The sequence below is a fragment of the Pseudomonas sp. 14P_8.1_Bac3 genome, assembly GCF_025466085.1.
Taxonomy (GTDB): Bacteria; Pseudomonadota; Gammaproteobacteria; order Pseudomonadales; family Pseudomonadaceae; genus Aquipseudomonas.
On sequence record NZ_JANLOD010000078.1, the window covers coordinates 71,801 to 90,444 of the forward strand.

Below are 18,644 nucleotides of genomic sequence, written 5' to 3' on the forward strand. Positions count from 1 at the left end.
ATCGTCTGCATTACCTATGCCCTGAATGGGCCAAATTGGCTTTTCGCCTGAACTGGCTATAGTCTGGCGCAGTTTTGCCGATAAGTAGAAGAAGAGATTTTTTAACTTCCGAATATGACCTTGAACCCGACTCAGTAAGTGCTCCCCTACCTATGGCTAAAATAATCGGCATCATCGTCGTATTCGCGAGCGTGCTCGGCGGATACGTGCTCTCCCACGGCAAGATTGCCGCCCTGATCCAGCCCTTCGAGGTGATGATTATCGGCGGTGCAGCCCTCGGCGCATTCCTGCAGGCCAACCCCGGCTACATGACGATGCATGTGCTCAAGAAATCCTTGGGCATGTTCAGTTCGCGATTCACCCACACCTTCTATCTTGAAGTGCTGGGCCTGATCTACGAGATCCTCAACAAGAGTCGCCGCGAAGGCATGATGGCCATCGAAGGCGACATCGAAGATGCCGCCGCGAGCCCGATCTTCGCCAAATACCCCGCGGTGTTGAAAGACGAGCGCATGACCGCGTTCATCTGCGATTACCTGCGGATCATGTCCTCCGGCAACATGGCCCCCCATGAACTGGAAGGCTTGTTCGACATGGAACTCTACAGCCTCAAGGAAGACCTCGAGCACCCGTCCCACGCGGTGAACGGCATCGCCGACGCCATGCCGGGTTTTGGTATCGTCGCGGCGGTACTCGGTATCGTGGTGACCATGGCTTCCCTTGGCGAAGGCGACCAGAAGTCCATCGGCCTGCACGTGGGTGCGGCATTGGTAGGTACTTTCTTCGGTATTCTCGCGGCCTATGGTTTCTTCGGTCCGCTGGCGCATTCCCTGGCCCACGATGCCAAGGAAGAACTGAACGTCTACGAAGCCATCAAGGCGTCGCTGGTAGCCTCGGCTTCCGGCATGCCGCCATCACTGGCGGTGGAGTTCGGGCGCAAGGTTCTGTACCCGGCGCACCGTCCTAGCTTCGCTGAGCTGGAACAAGCGGTTCGCGGTCGCTAAGTCATGGAAAATAATCAGCCGATAATCATCAAGCGCGTCAAGCGCATCGCCGGCGGGCATCACGGGGGCGCCTGGAAGATCGCCTTCGCTGACTTCGCCACGGCGATGATGGCGTTCTTCCTGGTGTTGTGGCTGCTGTCCACCGCCACCCCGGAACAGAAGATCGCCATCGCCGGTTATTTCAAGGATCCGGTCGGCTTTTCCGAAAGCGGCACGCCCTACATCATCGATCTGGGCGGCACGCCGACCCTGGCGCCGGAGAACACCCTCAACCCTGAGGTTAAATCCCAGCCTCAGCCGGACAAGGTGACTGTCGACGCCGAACAGGTCGAAGGCATGGCCGAGATGGTCGAGAAGGAACGTCTGGAACTGTTGCTGCAAGAACTGCAGAACAAGGTCGACGAAAACCCGCAGCTGCAGAAATTCAAGGACCAGATCCTGTTCGAGATCACCCCGAACGGCTTGCGCATCCAGATCATGGACGCGGAAAACCGTCCGATGTTCGACTCGGGCAGCGCCCGTCTTAAGCCGTATTTCGAAGACATCCTGCTGGCCATGGCGGACACCATCAAAGCGGTGCCGAACAAGATCAGCATCAGCGGTCATACCGATGCGAAGCCTTATTCGGGAACTGGCGATTTTGGTAACTGGGAGTTGTCGGCCAACCGAGCCAACGCTGCCCGCCGTGCATTGGTAGCCGGCAGCTATCCGGATGCGCAGGTTGCACGGGTCGTCGGATATGCGTCTTCGGCATTGTTCGATCGCAAGAATCCGTTTAACCCGGTCAACCGTCGTATCGACATCGTCGTGCTAACCAAGAAAGCCCAGCAGGCTATAGAAGGTGCACAAGGTGCCGATCCGGCGTCGACACCAGCGCCGGGGCAGGACGCTCCGGGTGAGGCGCCCGGCACGCCGGTCGATCCAAACGCAGTGCCCGCCGACAAGCAACCGGTGCCGGCGCACGAACTGCGCGAGCGTTTGAACCTGTTTGAAGATGCGGCGCCAAAGCCGGGCGAGCCGCCCAAGCAGTGACCCACAAAAAAGCCGACAGCGATGTCGGCTTTTTTTATGCGGCTGGTTTGGCGACGGCCACCATCCCTGTAGGAGCGAGCATGCTCGCGATGGTCGCCAACGATAACGCGGGCTGCCTGAATGAACGCGGCGCCCTTGCGTCCATCGCCAGCAAGCTGGCTCCTACAGGGTTTGGCGTGATCCCGAAACAACGAGCTCTGTAGGCGCTGGCTTGCCAGCGATGTGAGAAGCGGTTTAGTAGCTGCTCTCCGGCAAGCTCGCAATGATCGAGCGATAACTGTTCATCCGTTGCTGCTGCACGCGCCCTTCTTCCAGAGCCTTGAGCAGTGCACACCCAGGTTCGCGGTCGTGCTTGCAGTCGCGGAAGCGGCAGGTGCCGATCAGGTCGTTGAACTCGATGAAGCCGGCTTCGACGTCGGCGCGGCTGACGTGACCCAGGCCGAATTCTCGGATCCCCGGGGAGTCGATCAACTCGCCGCCACCGGGGAAGTGGAACAGTCGCGCGGTGGTGGTGGTGTGGGTGCCCTGGCCGGACAGCTCGGAGAGCGGGCCGACGCGGGTTTCGACTTCCGGCAGCAGGCTGTTGACCAGCGAGGACTTGCCGACGCCGGACTGGCCGACGAACACGCTGATGCGTCCGTCCAGCTGTTTCTGCAGTTGCTCCATGCCGTTGCCGTGATGCGCCGACACTTCCAGCACCGGGTAACCCAGCGTGCGGTAGACCGCGAGCAAGGCGTTCAGCGCCGGGGCGTTCTGCTCGTCGATCAGGTCGAATTTGTTGAGCAGCAGCAACGGTCGGATCCCGGCGTGCTCCGCGGCGACCAGATAACGGTCGATCAGGTTGGCGTGAGGCTCGGGCAGTGGCGCGAAGACGATGACGATCATGTCGACGTTGGCTGCCACCGGCTTGAGCTGGCCGCGGCTGTCAGGGCGGCAGAGTTCGGTTTTGCGCGGCAGTTGCGCCACGATCACCCCGATACCCTGGTTGCCGGCACGCCAGACCACCTGATCGCCGGTCACCAGTGCGGGCAGGTTGGCGCGCAAGTGGCAGCGGAACACCTGGCCGGCCAGATCGCCATCGAGGGCTTCGACTTCGACCTGCACACCGAAGTGCGCGATCACCAGGCCCGTCTGTTCGGGCCCCAGGTCGCCACCCTCAAGTGCCTCGACAGCCGAGGACTCGCGTTTGGCGGCGCGGGCAGCGCGTTCGCCCTGAATCTTTTCGATGCGCCAGTTTTGACGACGATTGAGTTGGCGTTTGGCCATGGGTGTTCCGTATCAAGAATGCAGCGATTAGGTAAAACGGCCGCGAGTTTAGCACGCCCGGGCGCCGCCCTAGGCTAAACTGCGCAGCATTGCCTAGGAGCCGACACATGCAAAACCCGCAGAATCTGATCTGGATCGACTTGGAAATGACCGGTCTGAACCCTGATACCGACGTCATCATCGAGATGGCCACCATCGTCACCGACAGCGACTTGAACACCTTGGCCGAAGGCCCGGTGATCGCGATCCATCACAGCGATGAAATCCTCGCCGGCATGGACGAGTGGAACACCCGTCAACATGGCGGCTCGGGCCTGACCCAGCGCGTTCGCGACAGCCGCATCAGCATGGCCCAGGCGGAAGCCGAAACCATCGCTTTCCTGGAAAAATGGGTGCCGAAGGGCAAGTCGCCGATCTGTGGCAACAGCATCTGCCAGGACCGCCGCTTCCTTTATACCCACATGAAATCCCTGGAAAGCTATTTCCATTACCGCAACCTCGACGTCTCGACCCTGAAAGAACTGGCCGCGCGCTGGGCGCCGGACGTGCGTGACAGCTTCAAGAAGGGCAGCACCCACCTGGCGCTGGACGACATCCGCGAATCGATCGCCGAGTTGCAGCATTACCGCCAGCATTTCATCAAGTTTTAACGCTGGAACGCGGACCTGTAGGAGCCAGCTTGCTGGCGATGGCGCACTTGAGGAGGCCATCGCCAGCAAGCCGGCGCCTACAGATAGAGCACGCCTGCTTCAATAAGCACGCCTTAATGGCTAGACTGCGCGCCTTCCCGCAAGGACCGCCACCATGTTGTTGATGCTTTACCTGATCGCCATCACCGCCGAAGCCATGACCGGCGCCCTCTCTGCCGGTCGCCGGGGCATGGACTGGTTTGGCGTGGTGCTGATCGCCTGCGTCACGGCGTTGGGCGGTGGTTCGGTGCGGGACGTGCTGCTCGGCCATTACCCGCTGACCTGGGTGAAACACCCGGAATACCTGGTGCTGACGTCGGTCGCAGCGATGTTCACCGTCTTCGCCGCGCGCTGGATGCGCCACCTGCGCTCGCTGTTTCTGGTCCTCGACGCCGTGGGTCTGGTGGCATTCACCCTGATCGGTTGCATGACTGCCCTGGAAATGGGCCACGGCATGCTGGTGGCGTCGGTCAGTGGCGTGATCACCGGGGTCTTCGGTGGCATCCTCCGCGACATCTTCTGCAACGACATTCCGCTGATCTTCCGTCGCGAGCTCTATGCCAGCGTGTCGTTCGCGGCAGCCTGGTGCTACATGCTCTGCCTCTACCTGCAAATGCCCGGCGAACAGGCGATTCTGATCACCTTGTTCGGTGGCTTCTTGCTGCGGTTGCTGGCCATTCGTTTTCACTGGGAAATGCCGAAATTCGTCTATAACGACGAGCAATAACGCCCTCGCCTCGCATACATCGCCTGTCTGGCGGCGGTATATAGATAAGTCTCGCCGCGTGAATAACTTAATAAGCTGTGGCTCACCACTGTTTAAAGGTTATTTACATGCCCGATTCATCCACTGTGAGCGCGCCAGGCTCACCAGAAACCCTACATTCCAACGCTTTCAACTTCGGTGAGTTCCTGACCGGCGGTGTCGATCCCCGCACCGGCCTTTACACCTGTGCCCTGACATTGGGCGAACTGGTTTCATGCTTTCTGCAGGGCCCTTCGCTGCCGATCAGGCTTTTCTTCAGCCCGCTTCATGGCAGCGACAGCGGATTCGGCAAGGGGTGGGCGCTGGCATTGACCCGTTACGACGTGGTCAGCGGCCTGCTCACGTTGTCCGGAGGGCAGCGTTACCGGGCGAGACAGACGGCGTCCGGGCTGGTTTTTGAAGAGCTGAAGCTGCATTCACTCAACGTCCTGTGCCCAGGCCCCGGGCGTTTCAACGTCGTGCACAAAAGCGGTTTGACCGAAGAGTTGGAGATTTACGCCGGCAGCGATCTGGCAGTGCCGAGAAGGATCATGTCTGCCAACGGTGCGGCGGTCACGCTCGATTATCAGGTCATTGACGGCAAGCCGGTGCTGTCCGCCGTGCGGGACGCCAGTCGAGCGCTGCTGAAGATAGCTCGGCCGTCTGGCCAAGTGACATTGACTCTGTATCCCGACAGCGAATGCGCCGCGACTTTTACGCTGAAGCTGGAGAGCGGCAGGGTGACCTCCGTGCAATTGCCTGATGGCAGCGCCTGGTCGCTGAAAAGCGAGGCAGTGGATGGCGTCGAATGCCTGACGGAAGTGACATCGCCTTTAGGTGCCCGAGCGCTCATTGGCTACAAGGCGGCAGGCCATCGCCTTCCGCTAGACGGCCCACATCCGACGATCCCCCACGTGATTTCCCATACGGTTTTTCCTGGCCAGCAGCCGGCGATCACTACGAATTATGCGTTCTCCCAGACCAATTTCCTTGGACATGATGGTGATCAAGCCCACTGGTCGCAAGGCGGTGACACGCTTCTCCAGAGTCCGTCGACCTACCAGTATTCCTCCACGGAGATGCTGATGAACGGCGCCACGGTGCATCGCTCGATCAAGCGCACTTACAACCATTGCCATTTGCTGATCTCGCAAGTGACCACCTGCGGGCACAGCGAGATTTCCCGAACGATCGAGTATCACCTTGAACCGGGCAAGCCGTTCTCGGAGCAACCCCCGCAATGTCATCTGCCCAGGGTTCAGACGCTGCGCTACGAGAACCTCAGGACCAAAGCCTTTCGCGAAGAAGTGACGACGACCGAGTTCGATGCCTGGGGCAACCTGCTCAAGCATGTCGCGCCGAACGGGCTCATCACTGAGTCAGAGTTTTACCCGGTGAGCGGGGCCGAGGGCTGCCCCGCGGACCCTCTGGGGTTCGTGCGCTTCGAAAAAAAACGAACCGTGCGGCCGGCAGCGGAGTTTGCCCAGGCTTCGACGACGCAGACGAATTTTTCCTATCAGCAAGTTGGAGCAACGGGAAAGCCCGGCAGTGATGTGGTCCTGGCGCAGCAGGCGTTCTATGAGTGCACCACCGAAGGCGACATCCTTCGTTCGCAGACTGATTTCGAGTACGCCAGGATGAACGCGGGCGATCAGGCTTACGTGGTGTTGCAGAAACAGATCGTCAGGCAGAACGGCGAGGCCAGCTTGACCCGCTTCGAGTACCGGATTGATGACCTCTCGCTAGCGGTCGAAACCCTTCAGATCGGCTTTGATGACACCCGCAAAACATCGACCGTGACGTTTTCCACGATCAACGGATTGAAGCGCTCGGAGCAAAACGAAGATCAGGGGAAAGTCGTCTTCAGCTACGACGTTTTGGGGCGCGAGTTCAGTAAAACCGTTGCGCCAGACACCCGGTTCGAGAGTCGTTGCAGTTCCCGCTTTCATGTGGAGAACAAAGGCGCTCAAACCCGGGTGACAAAGCTCAGCAAGGACGCCAACCATCTACAAACCAGAAGTCGCTATGACGGACTCGGCCGGATCATCGAAATCGAAGAGCAAGACCCGGATCAACTGGAGGGTGTGGTGTTCCGCGAGGTCTATGCCGCGAAGTACAACGCGCTGGGCCAACTGACGGGGGAAAAGCGCATAGACCGGTGGCATGACCAAAGGCGCGTATTCACCACCACGTTCGCCTTCGATGAGTGGGGGCAGGTCAACACCACGTTGAACCCGGATGGCCGTCGGGAGCACTGCGACCATGACCCGGTCACTCGCACGGAGACGGCCTGGCGGGAAGGGATGGGCAAATCGGTCACGGTCTACAACGCCTTCGGCAAACCCGACAGCATCGAACTGTTCGATACCTCCTCGAAAAGCCAGGGCAAACAGCTTTACACCTACGATGGGCTGGGCCGCAGCGTCAGCCAGATCGACGCCGTGGGTAACCGCACGACGTATGCCTATGACGTGTTCAATCGCCTGATTCTCAGCACATTGCCCGACGGCAGCGCGGTGCAGACTTCGTACGCGCAGCATTGTCAGGAGCCCTTGCCGATCAACATCACCGTTGCCGGGCGCACGCTCGGGCAGCAGGTGTTTGACGGGCTGGGGCGTTTGACCCTGAGTACCGTCGGCGAGCGCACTACCCGGACCGGATACAAAGGCGGTTTCAGCCAGCCGGCCTGGAAGCAGATGCCTGGTGGCCAGCGGATCGAGTACCACTATGAGCCCGCTCTGGGCGGGGTTGTCACGCGGCGGCAAACCAGCGGCTTGCTCGCGACCTATAACTATCACCCTCAGCTCGGCGAGCTGACCCAATGTGTCGAGCAGGGGCGCGAAAGCCAGTTTGAATATGACCGCGCCGGGCGTCTCAAGCGCGAGGCATCGACCGTTGGCGCCGATGAGAAAGCGGCCTCCTACACCTACTCGTTGGGCGGCCGTCCGCTCAGTTGCATTGATGTGCTGGGCGAGACGCATGCGACCGATTACGACGACGCAGGTCGCCCACGGTCATTCAAACACCGCGCACTGAATGCGACTTTTTCCTACAACACCCTGGGTCAACTGATGACCATCGATACGCGCGCCGCGAAGGCGCAACGTTCGCTGGTCACGCGCCTGGCCTACGATGATTTTGGGCGTGAGGTGTCTCGCACCTTCGAGCTTGGCGGTGGCGTTACTCAAGTCCTGTCGTCGACTTACACCCTGGCGAACAAACTGGCGCAGAAGACTTTGAAGCAGGATCAGCAAGTCTTGCGCAGCGAGCGATTCACTTACGATTGCCGCGGCCGTCTCAGCCTTTATGAGTGCGAGGGCACCCAGCGGCCGCGGGATGCCCAGGGCAAAGAGATTCGTCGGCAGCGTTACGTATTCGATGCGCTGGATAACATCCTCACGTTGGAAACCGAATTCCCTGACGGCGTGAACCTCGCGACGTTCGAATATCTCGCGAGTGACCCGACCCAGTTGACGAACATCCGCAACAGCCACCCTGACTACCCGGCACCCGCGGTCCTGCGCTACGACCCCAACGGGCACCTGATCGAGGATGAACAACGGCGAAAACTGGCGTATGACCCCTTGGGGCGGTTTACCCAAGTCACCGATGCGACCGACGAGGTGATACGCACCTTTTATTACGACGCCCGGGATCAACTGGTCGAGCTGTCACAACCCTCCGGGCCGGCCACCCGGCGCTTCTATCAGAAGGGGCGACACAGCAACGAGATACGCGGCGCCCGCAAGCGTACGCTATTGCGCTCGGCGGGCGTTCTGCTGGGTCAGGATCGCCAGGGCAGCGATGCGGCGATCCGGCTGTTCGGCGTCGATCAGCAGCACAGCGTGTTGGCCGAGACACTGAGCGGACAGCGTCGGCATTTTGCTTACAGCCCCTATGGGCATCGGGCGGCGCCAGGAAGTCCGGGGTTCAGCGGCGAGCAACTCGATCCGCAGACCGGCTTATACCTGCTGGGCAACGGCTATCGCGGTTACAGCCCGACGCTGATGCGTTTCATCAGCCCTGACAGCGTCGGCCCATTCGCTGCCGGCGGTTTGAACCCGTACGCGTACTGCGCTGGCGACCCGATCAACCGGATTGATCCGACCGGGCATTTCTGGGAGGCGATATTGAGCGGAGTTCTCTCGGTGGTCGGTATCGTGGCCAGTGTCCTGACATTGGGCGCCGCGACGCCGCTGGCGATAGCCGGGCTGGCGCTGGGTGTGGCATCCGGCGTGATCGGCACCGCCGGCGCTGCGCTACGGGCGTACGACCCGGAGTCTGAAGCAGCGGAAATTCTGGATTGGGTCAGTCTCGGTCTTGGCGCTGGGTCGCTGGCCGCGGGAATGGCTGCCGCGGGCAAGGCTTCGGTTCAATGGGGCAACCGCCTCAATAAAGCGTTCTCGAACGGGCTGAGCCCGAACGGCCCGCCGTCGGCAGCGGCCGTTGGCAGCAAAGGGGCGGCGAAGGTCAGCGATGGCTTTCGCGGCAATGGCCCGTGGCGAATCAAACTGGCCGATCCGAAGAGCATCTCGAAGCAGCTCAAGCGCGCACAACAGGGCGAGTACGACAGTTTCAAGAACGCCATCTATCACGAGGGCGTCAACCCGGCCGAAGCGGCCCGGCATATGGGCGATCCGAAACCGACCTTTCTCCAGAGCCATACGAAAAACTGGAAAGACGCGCTCGGTAATAAAGTGAATAAGGTTGATCAGTGGGAGGTGCGTATCGGCGGTGCAGACCGCGTGACCTACCTGGTGGACGACACGGACAAACTGGTGACGATCCAGCAGGTCGGCGGCCACCTCTGACCCGATCAGGCGCGCGCCGAATGCTGCTTCAGTGCCCATTCAACATGTTCCCTGACCAGCTCCGACGGATAATCCTGCCGCGCCTTCAACGCTTCGAGCACCGGAATCGTCGAAGGCGCATTCCCCAGGCCCACTGCGAGGTTGCGCAACCAGCGTTCATATCCCGCGCGACGCAGCGGCGAACCTTCGGTGCTGCTGAGGAACTTGTCTTCGTCCCACATAAACAGCTCGGCCAGTTCGGCGTTGTCCAGGTTGTGCCGAGGCTTGAAGTCACTTTCCCCGGACGGTCGGGCGAAGCGGTTCCAGGGGCAGACGATCTGGCAGTCATCGCAGCCGAACACCCGGTTGCCGATCAACGGCCGCAATTCTTCCGGAATCGCACTCTTCAGTTCGATGGTCAGGTACGAAATGCAGCGTCGTGCGTCCAACACGTAGGGGCCTACAAAGGCGTTGGTCGGACAGATGTCGAGGCAGGCGGTGCAGCGGCCGCAATGTTCGCTGCTGTGGGGCGGGTCTACCGGCAGCGGCAGGTCGACAAACAATTCGCTGAGAAAGAAATAACTGCCGGCCTTGCGGTTCAAGACTAGGGTGTTTTTGCCGATCCAGCCCAGGCCCGCCTGTTCCGCGATGGCTTTCTCCAGCACGGGTGCGCTGTCGACGAACGCGCGGTAACCGAACGGGCCGATGACGGCCTGAATTTTTTCTGCCAGTTGTTGCACGCGTTTACGGATCAATTTGTGGTAATCGCGGCCCAAGGCATAACGGGAGACGTAGGCCTTTTCCGGTTCGGCCAGGCGTTTGGCCATTTCGGTGTCGCCCGGCAGGTAGTCCATGCGTAGGGAAACGACCCGAAGCGTGCCGGGCACCAGCTCTTCCGGATGTGAGCGTTTGCTGCCGTGGGCGCCCATGTAGTCCATTTCGCCGTGGTAGCCGGCGTCGAGCCAGCGCTCCAGGTGCTGCTCATGCTCGGCGAGATCCAGGCCGCTGATGCCGACTTGCTGAAAGCCCAGCTCGCGGCCCCAGTCCTTGATGGATTGGGCGAGGGCGGGCAGGTCTGTGGTAATAGCGGGCATGAGGCGAGAGAAACCGGAGCTGAGGTGCGTATAATTCTGCCAGACATCGGAGCCCGAAGACGCATGCCGCACACTAAAGATGATTTACCCGACGCGCTGTACAGCGCCGCGCAAGTGCGAGACCTCGATGCTCGCCTGATTGGCGCCGGCACGCCGGGCTTCGAATTGATGCAGCGTGCTGCGCGGGCGACCTGGCGGGCGTTGGTCCGGCACTGGCCCACGGCGCACGAATTGACGGTGGTCGCCGGCCACGGCAACAACGCCGGTGATGGCTATCTGGTCGCGGTGTTGGCCAGGCGAGCCGGTTGGCCTGTGCGGGTGTTGGCGGCCGGTGATCCTCAGCGTTTGCAGGGCGATGCCAGGTTGGCGCATGCCGAGGCGCTGTCCGAAGGCGTCGCCATACAAGCCTGGAGCGCGCAATCCGAGTTGCGCGGTATCGTGCTGGATGCGTTGCTGGGCACCGGTCTGACGGGCGAAGTGCGCGAGCCCTACGCCAGCGTGATCCAGGCGATCAATGCCAGCGGTCTGCCCGTGGCGGCGGTCGATATCCCCTCAGGTCTTTGTGCCGATACGGGGCGCGTCCTCGGCGTGGCAGTCCGGGCGGATCTGACGGTGACCTTTATTGGCTTGAAGCTGGGGCTGTTCACAGGCGACGCGGCGGATTTGATCGGCGATCTGGTTTTCAACGACCTGCAGGCTTCACCCGAGTTTTTCGATGGCGTTGCCATAAGCGCCCGTCGCCTGAGCCCCGGTAATCTGCCCCGTCTGCCGGCGCGTGCGCCGACCGCCCATAAAGGCCAGTTTGGCCACGTGCTGTTGATTGGCGGTGATCGCGGTTTTGGCGGCGCCATTCTGCTGAGCGCCCAAAGTGCCCTGCGCAGTGGCGCGGGCATGGTCTCTGTGGCCACTCGCAGCGAACACGTGCCGGCGGCACTGGCCAGGCTCCCCGAAGCCATGGTGCTGGGCACTTCGTCGGCGAATCAGTTGATGGGATTGCTGCAAAAGGTTTCCGTGCTGGTGGTCGGTCCGGGCTTGGGGCAGGCTTCGTGGGGACGCAGCCTGTTGTCGGCGGCGGCCAATGCGCCGTTGCCGCAAGTCTGGGACGCCGATGCGCTGAACACGCTTGCCGAAGGGCACTTGAGATTGCCCGAGGCTTGCGTTATTACGCCGCATCCGGGCGAGGCGGCGCGGTTGCTGGGCATCTCCACAGCCGCTGTTCAGGCGGATCGCCCGGCCGCGGCTCACGCGTTAAGCAAAAAATACACAGCGGTGGTGATACTGAAAGGCGCTGGCAGTCTGATCGCCAGCCCGGACGGGCGTCTGGCGGTGTGTCATCAGGGCCATCCGGCGATGGCCACGGCGGGTCTGGGCGATGTGCTGGCCGGATTGGTCGGCGCACTGCTGGCACAAGGCATGACCGCGTTCGATGCGGCCTGCCTGGCGGTGTGGCTGCACGCCAATGCCGGCGCTGAACAAGGTAAATCGGGCCGTGGGCTGGCGGCCAGTGATCTGATTCCAGCCATTCGTCAGTTGTTGGAGGAGCAAGCACCGTGTCTGAAGTAACCCTGTACCTGGCTGATGAAGAGGCGATGACCGCGTTCGGTGCACGCATCGCGAAAACCACCGAAGGGCACGGTCTGATTTTTCTCGAGGGGGATCTGGGCGCGGGCAAAACCACGCTGTCCAGGGGCATCATCCGCGGCTTGGGGCACGTGGGCGCGGTAAAAAGTCCGACCTTTACCCTGGTTGAACCCTACGAGATCGGTGATATCCGTGCCTTCCATTTCGACCTCTATCGCCTGGTCGATCCGGAAGAGCTGGAATACCTCGGCATCCGCGACTACTTCGAAGACGATGCGTTGTGCCTGATCGAATGGCCCCAGAAGGGTGCAGGCTTTTTGCCAAAGCCTGACCTGACCATTACCATTAGCCCGCAAGACAGCGGGCGTTCGCTGAAAATTTTGTCCCAGGGCTCGCGCGGCGAGTCGTGGTGTGCCGCTTTGGCATTGGAATCCAATTAAATGATGGGGTCAGGTATGCGCTTTCGCGCGATGGTAGCTGCCGTAGGGATGTTGTTTTTGGCGGTGACCGTCGACGCTGTGGCCGACACGAAGGTCAACAGCGTTCGTTTGTGGCGGGCGCCGGACAACACACGGCTGGTGTTCGACCTGACCGGACCGGTGCAGCACAGCGTGTTCACCCTGACAGCTCCGGATCGGCTGGTGATCGACATCAATGGCGCCACCCTGGGCGCGCCGCTGAATGTGTCCACCGCCAATACCCCGATCACCGCCATGCGCTCGGCCCAACGCACGCCGACCGACCTGCGGGTGGTCATCGACCTGAAAAAAGCCGTTACGCCGAAGAGTTTTACCCTGGCGCCGAACGCCCAGTACGGCAACCGCCTGGTGGTCGATTTGTTCGATAACGCTGCGGATGCCGCGCCGATTCCTGCGCCGACCAACGTCGCGACAGTGGCCCCGGTTCCGGTCACGCCAATCGATCCTCCGGTCAAGTTGCCGCCCGCGCCGGCTGGCAAACGCGACATCATCGTGGTCATCGATGCCGGTCACGGCGGTGAAGACCCGGGTGCCTCAGGCTCGCGCGGCCAGCGTGAAAAAGACGTGGTGCTCGCCATCGCCCGTGAATTGCAGCGTCAGGTCAATGGCATGAAAGGCTTCCGCGCCGAACTGACCCGCACCGGCGATTACTTCATCCCGTTGCGCGGCCGTACCGAAATCGCCCGCAAGAAAGGCGCTGACCTGTTCGTGTCGATCCACGCCGACGCCGCGCCTTCCGCTGCCGCGTTTGGTGCGTCGGTGTTTGCCCTGTCTGACCGCGGCGCCACGTCCGAAACGGCGCGCTGGCTGGCTGACAGTGAAAACCGCTCTGACTTGATCGGCGGTGCCGGCAACGTCAGCCTCGACGACAAGGACCGCATGCTCGCCGGCGTGCTGCTCGACCTGTCAATGACGGCTTCCCTGACGTCCAGCCTGAACGTCGGGCAGAAAGTCCTGAGCAATATCGGTCGCGTCACGCCGCTGCACAAACAGCGCGTGGAGCAAGCCGGGTTCATGGTGTTGAAGTCGCCGGACATCCCGTCGATCCTGGTGGAAACCGGGTTCATCTCCAATGCCAACGAGGCCTCGAAACTCGCGGCGGCCAACCACCAGCAGGCATTGGCCCGTTCGATCAGCAGCGGCGTGCGTCAGTTCTTCCAGCAGAATCCACCGCCGGGCACCTACATCGCCTGGTTGCGTGATTCCGGCAAGATCGCTCAGGGGCCGCGGGATCACCGGGTCAGCCCGGGCGAAACCCTGGCGATGATCGCCGTGCGCTACCAGGTGTCCCCGGCCACTTTGCGCAGCGCCAACAACCTGAAAAGCGACGAGCTGAAAATTGGTCAGACCCTGACCATCCCCGGTACTGAACTGGCGGCAAAAGAATGAATCAGGCCGTGATCAACACTGCTCGCATCGAGCTGCTCAGCCCGCGCCTGGCCAACCAGATTGCCGCCGGCGAGGTGGTCGAGCGCCCGGCCTCGGTAATCAAGGAGCTGCTGGAAAACAGCCTCGACTCCGGCGCCAGGCGCATCGACGTCGATGTCGAGCAGGGCGGCGTCAAGCTGCTGCGGGTGCGTGACGATGGTAGCGGCATTTCATCTGACGACCTGCCGTTGGCCCTGGCCCGTCACGCCACCAGTAAAATCCGCAACCTCGAAGACCTTGAACAGGTGATGAGCCTGGGGTTCCGCGGTGAAGCCCTCGCGTCGATCAGCTCCGTTGCACGCCTGACCCTGACTTCCCGCACCCGCGATGCCGATCAGGCTTGGCAGGTGGAAACCGAGGGCCGGGACATGGCGCCACGGGTGCAGCCGGCCGCGCACCCGGTGGGCACCTCGGTGGAAGTCCGCGACCTGTTCTTCAACACCCCGGCGCGGCGTAAATTCCTCAAAACCGAAAAAACCGAATTCGATCACTTGCAAGAAGTGATCAAGCGTCTGGCCCTGGCGCGGTTCGACGTGGCGTTCCATTTGCGCCACAACGGCAAGACCATCCTCAGTCTGCATGAAGCCCATGACGACGCGGCCCGCGCCCGGCGTGTGGCGGCGATTTGCGGCTCGGGCTTTCTTGAGCAGGCGTTGCCGATCGAGATCGAGCGCAACGGCCTGCATTTGTGGGGTTGGGTGGGCTTGCCGACGTTCAACCGCAGCCAGGCGGACTTGCAGTATTTCTTCGTCAATGGCCGGGCGGTGCGCGACAAGCTGGTGGCTCACGCGGTCCGTCAGGCCTATCGCGACGTGCTGTTCAACGGCCGCCATCCGACCTTCGTGCTGTTTTTCGAAGTCGATCCGGCGGGCGTCGACGTCAACGTGCACCCGACTAAACACGAAGTACGCTTCCGCGACGGGCGCATGGTCCACGATTTCCTCTATGGCACCTTGCACCGCGCCTTGGGCGATGTGCGTCCGGAAGATCACCTGGCGTCGCCGGTGGCAACCGCCATCGTTCGACCGAGTGGCATCGAGGCCGGCGAGTTCGGCCCGCAAGGCGAGATGCGCCTCGCAGCCAATGCCTTGCTGGAGCAGCCTCAGGCCCAACCGTCGTTCAATACGCCGGGATCGGGGTCTGGCGCTGGTTACCAATATCAATACACGCCGCGTCCGCAGTCGGGTGTGCCGGCGGCAGAAGCCCAGGCAGCGTATCGAGAGTTCTTTGCGCCGCTGCCAGAAGCCAACGCCGTGGCGCTTCCGGCCGGTCAGGACGATATCCCGCCACTGGGTTACGCGCTGGCGCAACTCAAAGGCATCTATATCCTTTCGGAAAATGCCCAGGGCCTGGTGCTGGTGGATATGCACGCCGCTCATGAGCGGATCATGTACGAGCGCCTGAAGATCGCCATGGCCAGCGAAGGCCTGAGCGGGCAACCGCTGCTGGTACCGGAATCGCTGGCAGTGAGTCAGCGCGAAGCCGATTGTGCTGAAGAGCACGTCGCCTGGTTCCAGCGCCTCGGCTTTGAATTGCAGCGCCTTGGCCCGGAAACCCTGGCGATCCGGCAGATCCCGGCCTTGCTCAAGCAGGCGGAAGCCAATCGGCTGGTCAGTGATGTGCTGGCGGACCTGATGGAATACGGCACCAGCGACCGCATTCAGGCGCACCTGAACGAACTGCTCGGCACCATGGCCTGCCACGGCGCGATTCGGGCGAATCGGCGCTTGGCCCTGCCGGAAATGAACGGCCTGCTGCGCGACATGGAAAATACCGAGCGCAGCGGTCAATGCAACCATGGCCGACCGACCTGGACCCAATTGGGCCTGGACGATCTGGACAAACTGTTCCTGCGCGGTCGTTGATGAGCCAGCTCCCACCTGCGATTTTCCTGATGGGCCCGACCGCAGCGGGCAAGACCGACCTGGCCATCGAACTGAGCAAAGTCCTGCCCTGCGAGCTGATCAGCGTCGACTCGGCACTGGTCTATCGGGGCATGGACATCGGCACCGCCAAGCCGTCGAAAGAGACTCTGGCCGAATTCCCCCACCGTTTGATCGATATTCTCGACCCGGCAGAGAGCTATTCGGCTGCGGATTTCCGTCGGGACGCACTCGAAGCCATGGCCGACATCACCGCACGAGGCAAAATACCGCTGCTGGTGGGCGGCACAATGCTCTATTACAAGGCTTTGCTGGAAGGCCTGGCGGACATGCCGGCAGCCGATGCCGAGGTCCGTGCGCAGATCGAGGAGGAAGCTGCACGCCTTGGCTGGCAAGCGCTGCACGAACAATTGGCGAGCATCGACCCGGAATCCGCAGCCCGTATTCATCCGAACGATCCCCAGCGCCTCAGTCGAGCGCTGGAAGTTTATCGCGTCAGCGGTCAGAGCATGACCGAGCTGCGACTGCGACAAAGTGCGCAAAGTACTGAAGCAGCCGCTTCGGGACTGCAACAATTGCCCTATACTGTCGCGAACTTGGCCATTGCTCCGGCAAATCGCCAGGTACTGCACGAGCGAATTAAACAAAGATTCACTTTAATGTTGGAACAGGGATTCATTGACGAGGTCGTAGCCCTGCGTAAGCGAAGTGACCTGCATTCCGGGTTGCCGTCGATACGTGCGGTAGGCTACCGACAAGTCTGGGACTACCTGGATGGCAAGCTGACGCAGGTCGAGATGCAGGAGCGTGGAATCATTGCCACGCGCCAGTTGGCCAAGCGTCAGTTCACCTGGCTGCGCAGCTGGGCTGATTTACACTGGTTGGACAGCCTGGATTGCGACAATCTGCCGCGCGCCTTGAAATACCTGGGGACCATCTCCATATTGAGCTGAGTCCTTGCAATTGCCGTCTATCCTTGGGGGTGTGACGGCCACAAGCCATCTGTTTACCTATTTTTTATATTGAATCCTTAAAGGAGTGCGGCACATGTCAAAAGGGCATTCGCTACAAGACCCTTACTTGAATACTTTACGTAAAGAGAAAGTTGGGGTGTCCATCTACCTGGTCAACGGGATCAAACTGCAAGGCACGATCGAGTCTTTCGACCAGTTCGTTATCCTGCTGAAAAACACCGTCAGCCAGATGGTTTACAAACACGCTATCTCTACAGTGGTGCCGGTTCGTCCAATTCGTCTGCCTAGCGCAACCGAATCCGAAGCTGGTGACGCTGAGCCAGGTAACGCCTGATAGGAGTCTCCTTTGTTCTTTGAGCGCCACGGTGGTGGTGAGCGAGTGATCCTCGTTCACTTGGATGGACAGGACCCTGAGGCGCGCGAAGATCCGCAGGAGTTTCAGGAATTGGCTAATTCAGCCGGCGCCGAGACCGTTGCGTTTTTTAACGTGCCGCGTCATCGGCCAACCGCCAAATACCTGATTGGCAGCGGCAAGGTCGAGGAACTGCGCGACCTGGTCCACGCCGAAAAGGCAGATCTGGTGATCTTCAATCACATCCTCACGCCCAGTCAGGAACGTAACCTCGAACGTGTTTTCGAGTGTCGCGTGATCGACCGCACCGGTCTGATTCTCGATATTTTCGCCCAACGCGCCCGTACCCATGAAGGCAAACTCCAGGTAGAACTGGCTCAGCTTGACCACATGAGCACCCGCCTGGTTCGTGGCTGGACTCACCTTGAGCGCCAGGGTGGCGGTATCGGCATGCGTGGCCCGGGTGAAACCCAGCTGGAAACCGACCGTCGTTTGCTGCGGGTTCGCTTGCGACAGATCAAGGGCCGGTTGGAGAAAGTGCGCAGCCAGCGCGAACAGTCGCGACGTGGCCGTACGCGTGCGGATATCCCTACCGTGTCGTTGGTGGGGTATACCAACGCCGGTAAATCCACGCTCTTCAATAACGTCACGAAATCCGACGTGTACGCGGCTGACCAGTTGTTCGCCACGCTGGACCCGACCTTGCGCCGTCTGGAACTGGACGACCTCGGGCCGATTGTCCTGGCGGACACCGTGGGTTTCATTCGTCACTTGCCCCACAAGCTGGTCGAGGCATTCCGGTCTACCCTCGAAGAGTCGAGCAACTCCGACCTGCTGTTGCACGTGATCGATGCGGCCGAACCGGATCGCATGTTGCAGATCGAGCAAGTGATGGTGGTGCTGGGCGAGATTGGTGCCCAGGACTTGCCGATCCTCGAGGTCTATAACAAACTCGATTTGCTTGAAGGCGTTGAGCCACAAATCCAGCGCGACGCAAACGGCAAGCCTCAACGGGTCTGGTTGTCGGCGCGTGATGGCAGTGGCCTGGAATTGCTGGAGCAAGCCATTGCCGAGTTGCTGGGCAGTGAGCTGTTTATCGGTACCTTGCGCTTGCCGCAACGATTCGCTCGACTGCGTGCGCAGTTCTTCGAACTCGGAGCGGTGCAGAAAGAAGAACACGACGAAGAAGGTGTCAGCTTGCTGGCCGTACGATTGCCGCGCTCGGAGCTCAATCGGCTGGTCAGCCGTGAAGGCGTTGTGCCGACAGAGTTCATCGAGCAACACACTTTGCAATAAAAGCCTGAGAAAGCGGTTGTGCCGCGGTGAC

15 protein-coding genes are annotated in these 18,644 nt (G+C 61.0%); 13 read left to right on the plus strand and 2 right to left on the minus strand.

All coding sequences use genetic code 11. The features are described from left to right. Window positions 1–152: 152 nt before the first annotated feature. The 3 genes from motA to NTD84_RS28945 all read left to right on the plus strand — a co-directional run bounded on the left by motA (window position 153) and on the right by NTD84_RS28945 (window position 2,239). On the plus strand, window positions 153–1,004 hold the full coding sequence (gene motA, locus NTD84_RS28935) for a flagellar motor stator protein MotA (protein WP_262172472.1): 852 nt from the start codon (window positions 153–155) through the stop codon (window positions 1,002–1,004). Window positions 1,005–1,007: 3 nt separating this feature from the next. Beyond that, window positions 1,008–2,036: a flagellar motor protein MotB gene (gene motB, locus NTD84_RS28940; RefSeq protein ID WP_262172473.1), complete on the plus strand. Its 1,029-nt coding sequence runs from the start codon at window positions 1,008–1,010 to the stop codon at window positions 2,034–2,036. An 80-nt stretch (window positions 2,037–2,116) separates the two neighbouring features. Further along, window positions 2,117–2,239, plus strand: coding sequence for a hypothetical protein (locus NTD84_RS28945; RefSeq protein WP_262172474.1), 123 nt, complete (start codon window positions 2,117–2,119; stop codon window positions 2,237–2,239). 31 nt (window positions 2,240–2,270) lie between these two features. On the opposite strand, the gene rsgA is transcribed toward NTD84_RS28945, so the two are convergent. After that, window positions 2,271–3,302: a small ribosomal subunit biogenesis GTPase RsgA gene (gene rsgA, locus NTD84_RS28950; RefSeq protein ID WP_262172475.1), complete on the minus strand. Its 1,032-nt coding sequence runs from the start codon at window positions 3,300–3,302 to the stop codon at window positions 2,271–2,273. A gap of 107 nt (window positions 3,303–3,409) precedes the next feature. Here rsgA and orn point away from each other — a divergent pair, with 107 nt between their 5' ends. The 3 genes from orn to NTD84_RS28965 all read left to right on the plus strand — a co-directional run bounded on the left by orn (window position 3,410) and on the right by NTD84_RS28965 (window position 9,547). Then, the gene (gene orn, locus NTD84_RS28955; RefSeq protein WP_262172476.1) at window positions 3,410–3,952 is read left to right on the plus strand and encodes an oligoribonuclease; all 543 of its coding nucleotides are present in this window, start codon (window positions 3,410–3,412) and stop codon (window positions 3,950–3,952) included. 154 nt (window positions 3,953–4,106) lie between these two features. After that, the gene (locus tag NTD84_RS28960) at window positions 4,107–4,718 is read left to right on the plus strand and encodes a trimeric intracellular cation channel family protein (protein ID WP_262172477.1); all 612 of its coding nucleotides are present in this window, start codon (window positions 4,107–4,109) and stop codon (window positions 4,716–4,718) included. Between the two features lie 107 nt (window positions 4,719–4,825). Next, window positions 4,826–9,547, plus strand: coding sequence for an RHS repeat domain-containing protein (locus NTD84_RS28965; protein WP_262172478.1), 4,722 nt, complete (start codon window positions 4,826–4,828; stop codon window positions 9,545–9,547). A 5-nt stretch (window positions 9,548–9,552) separates the two neighbouring features. Here the strand turns inward: NTD84_RS28965 and queG are convergent, their stop codons facing one another. Then, complete coding sequence (gene queG / locus NTD84_RS28970; RefSeq protein ID WP_262172479.1) at window positions 9,553–10,620, minus strand: tRNA epoxyqueuosine(34) reductase QueG; 1,068 nt, start codon at window positions 10,618–10,620, stop codon at window positions 9,553–9,555. Between the two features lie 63 nt (window positions 10,621–10,683). On the opposite strand from queG, the gene NTD84_RS28975 reads away from it, so the two are divergent. From NTD84_RS28975 to hflX, 7 genes are all read left to right on the plus strand, one after another. Continuing rightward, on the plus strand, window positions 10,684–12,183 hold the full coding sequence (locus NTD84_RS28975) for an NAD(P)H-hydrate dehydratase (protein WP_262172480.1): 1,500 nt from the start codon (window positions 10,684–10,686) through the stop codon (window positions 12,181–12,183). After that, window positions 12,171–12,641, plus strand: a complete 471-nt coding sequence (gene tsaE, locus NTD84_RS28980) for a tRNA (adenosine(37)-N6)-threonylcarbamoyltransferase complex ATPase subunit type 1 TsaE (RefSeq protein WP_262172481.1) — start codon at window positions 12,171–12,173, stop codon at window positions 12,639–12,641. Before NTD84_RS28975 ends, tsaE begins: the two co-directional genes overlap by 13 nt. A 48-nt stretch (window positions 12,642–12,689) precedes the next feature. Then, a complete protein-coding gene (locus tag NTD84_RS28985) occupies window positions 12,690–14,069 on the plus strand; it encodes an N-acetylmuramoyl-L-alanine amidase (protein WP_410017388.1) in 1,380 nt (459 codons plus the stop codon). Further along, complete coding sequence (gene mutL, locus NTD84_RS28990; protein WP_262172482.1) at window positions 14,066–15,973, plus strand: DNA mismatch repair endonuclease MutL; 1,908 nt, start codon at window positions 14,066–14,068, stop codon at window positions 15,971–15,973. The genes NTD84_RS28985 and mutL overlap by 4 nt, the downstream gene beginning before the upstream one ends. Continuing rightward, entirely contained in the window at window positions 15,973–16,944 is a 972-nt protein-coding gene (gene miaA / locus NTD84_RS28995; RefSeq protein ID WP_262172483.1) for a tRNA (adenosine(37)-N6)-dimethylallyltransferase MiaA, read from the plus strand. The genes mutL and miaA overlap by 1 nt, the downstream gene beginning before the upstream one ends. 94 nt (window positions 16,945–17,038) lie before the next feature. Next, entirely contained in the window at window positions 17,039–17,299 is a 261-nt protein-coding gene (gene hfq, locus NTD84_RS29000) for an RNA chaperone Hfq (RefSeq protein WP_007902656.1), read from the plus strand. Between the two features lie 12 nt (window positions 17,300–17,311). Continuing rightward, a complete protein-coding gene (gene hflX, locus NTD84_RS29005) occupies window positions 17,312–18,613 on the plus strand; it encodes a ribosome rescue GTPase HflX (protein WP_262172484.1) in 1,302 nt (433 codons plus the stop codon). Window positions 18,614–18,644 lie beyond the last annotated feature (31 nt).

Coding starts and splice junctions, on each gene's coding strand:
- rsgA (WP_262172475.1), bottom strand. CDS start 3,302: ATGGCCAAACGCCAACTCAATCGTCGTCAAAACTGGCGCATCGAAAAG.
- NTD84_RS28985 (WP_410017388.1), top strand. CDS start 12,690: ATGTTGTTTTTGGCGGTGACCGTCGACGCTGTGGCCGACACGAAGGTC.
- motA (WP_262172472.1), top strand. CDS start 153: ATGGCTAAAATAATCGGCATCATCGTCGTATTCGCGAGCGTGCTCGGC.
- NTD84_RS28945 (WP_262172474.1), top strand. CDS start 2,117: ATGCTCGCGATGGTCGCCAACGATAACGCGGGCTGCCTGAATGAACGC.
- orn (WP_262172476.1), top strand. CDS start 3,410: ATGCAAAACCCGCAGAATCTGATCTGGATCGACTTGGAAATGACCGGT.
- motB (WP_262172473.1), top strand. CDS start 1,008: ATGGAAAATAATCAGCCGATAATCATCAAGCGCGTCAAGCGCATCGCC.
- miaA (WP_262172483.1), top strand. CDS start 15,973: ATGAGCCAGCTCCCACCTGCGATTTTCCTGATGGGCCCGACCGCAGCG.
- mutL (WP_262172482.1), top strand. CDS start 14,066: ATGAATCAGGCCGTGATCAACACTGCTCGCATCGAGCTGCTCAGCCCG.
- NTD84_RS28960 (WP_262172477.1), top strand. CDS start 4,107: ATGTTGTTGATGCTTTACCTGATCGCCATCACCGCCGAAGCCATGACC.
- NTD84_RS28965 (WP_262172478.1), top strand. CDS start 4,826: ATGCCCGATTCATCCACTGTGAGCGCGCCAGGCTCACCAGAAACCCTA.
- NTD84_RS28975 (WP_262172480.1), top strand. CDS start 10,684: ATGCCGCACACTAAAGATGATTTACCCGACGCGCTGTACAGCGCCGCG.
- hfq (WP_007902656.1), top strand. CDS start 17,039: ATGTCAAAAGGGCATTCGCTACAAGACCCTTACTTGAATACTTTACGT.
- queG (WP_262172479.1), bottom strand. CDS start 10,620: ATGCCCGCTATTACCACAGACCTGCCCGCCCTCGCCCAATCCATCAAG.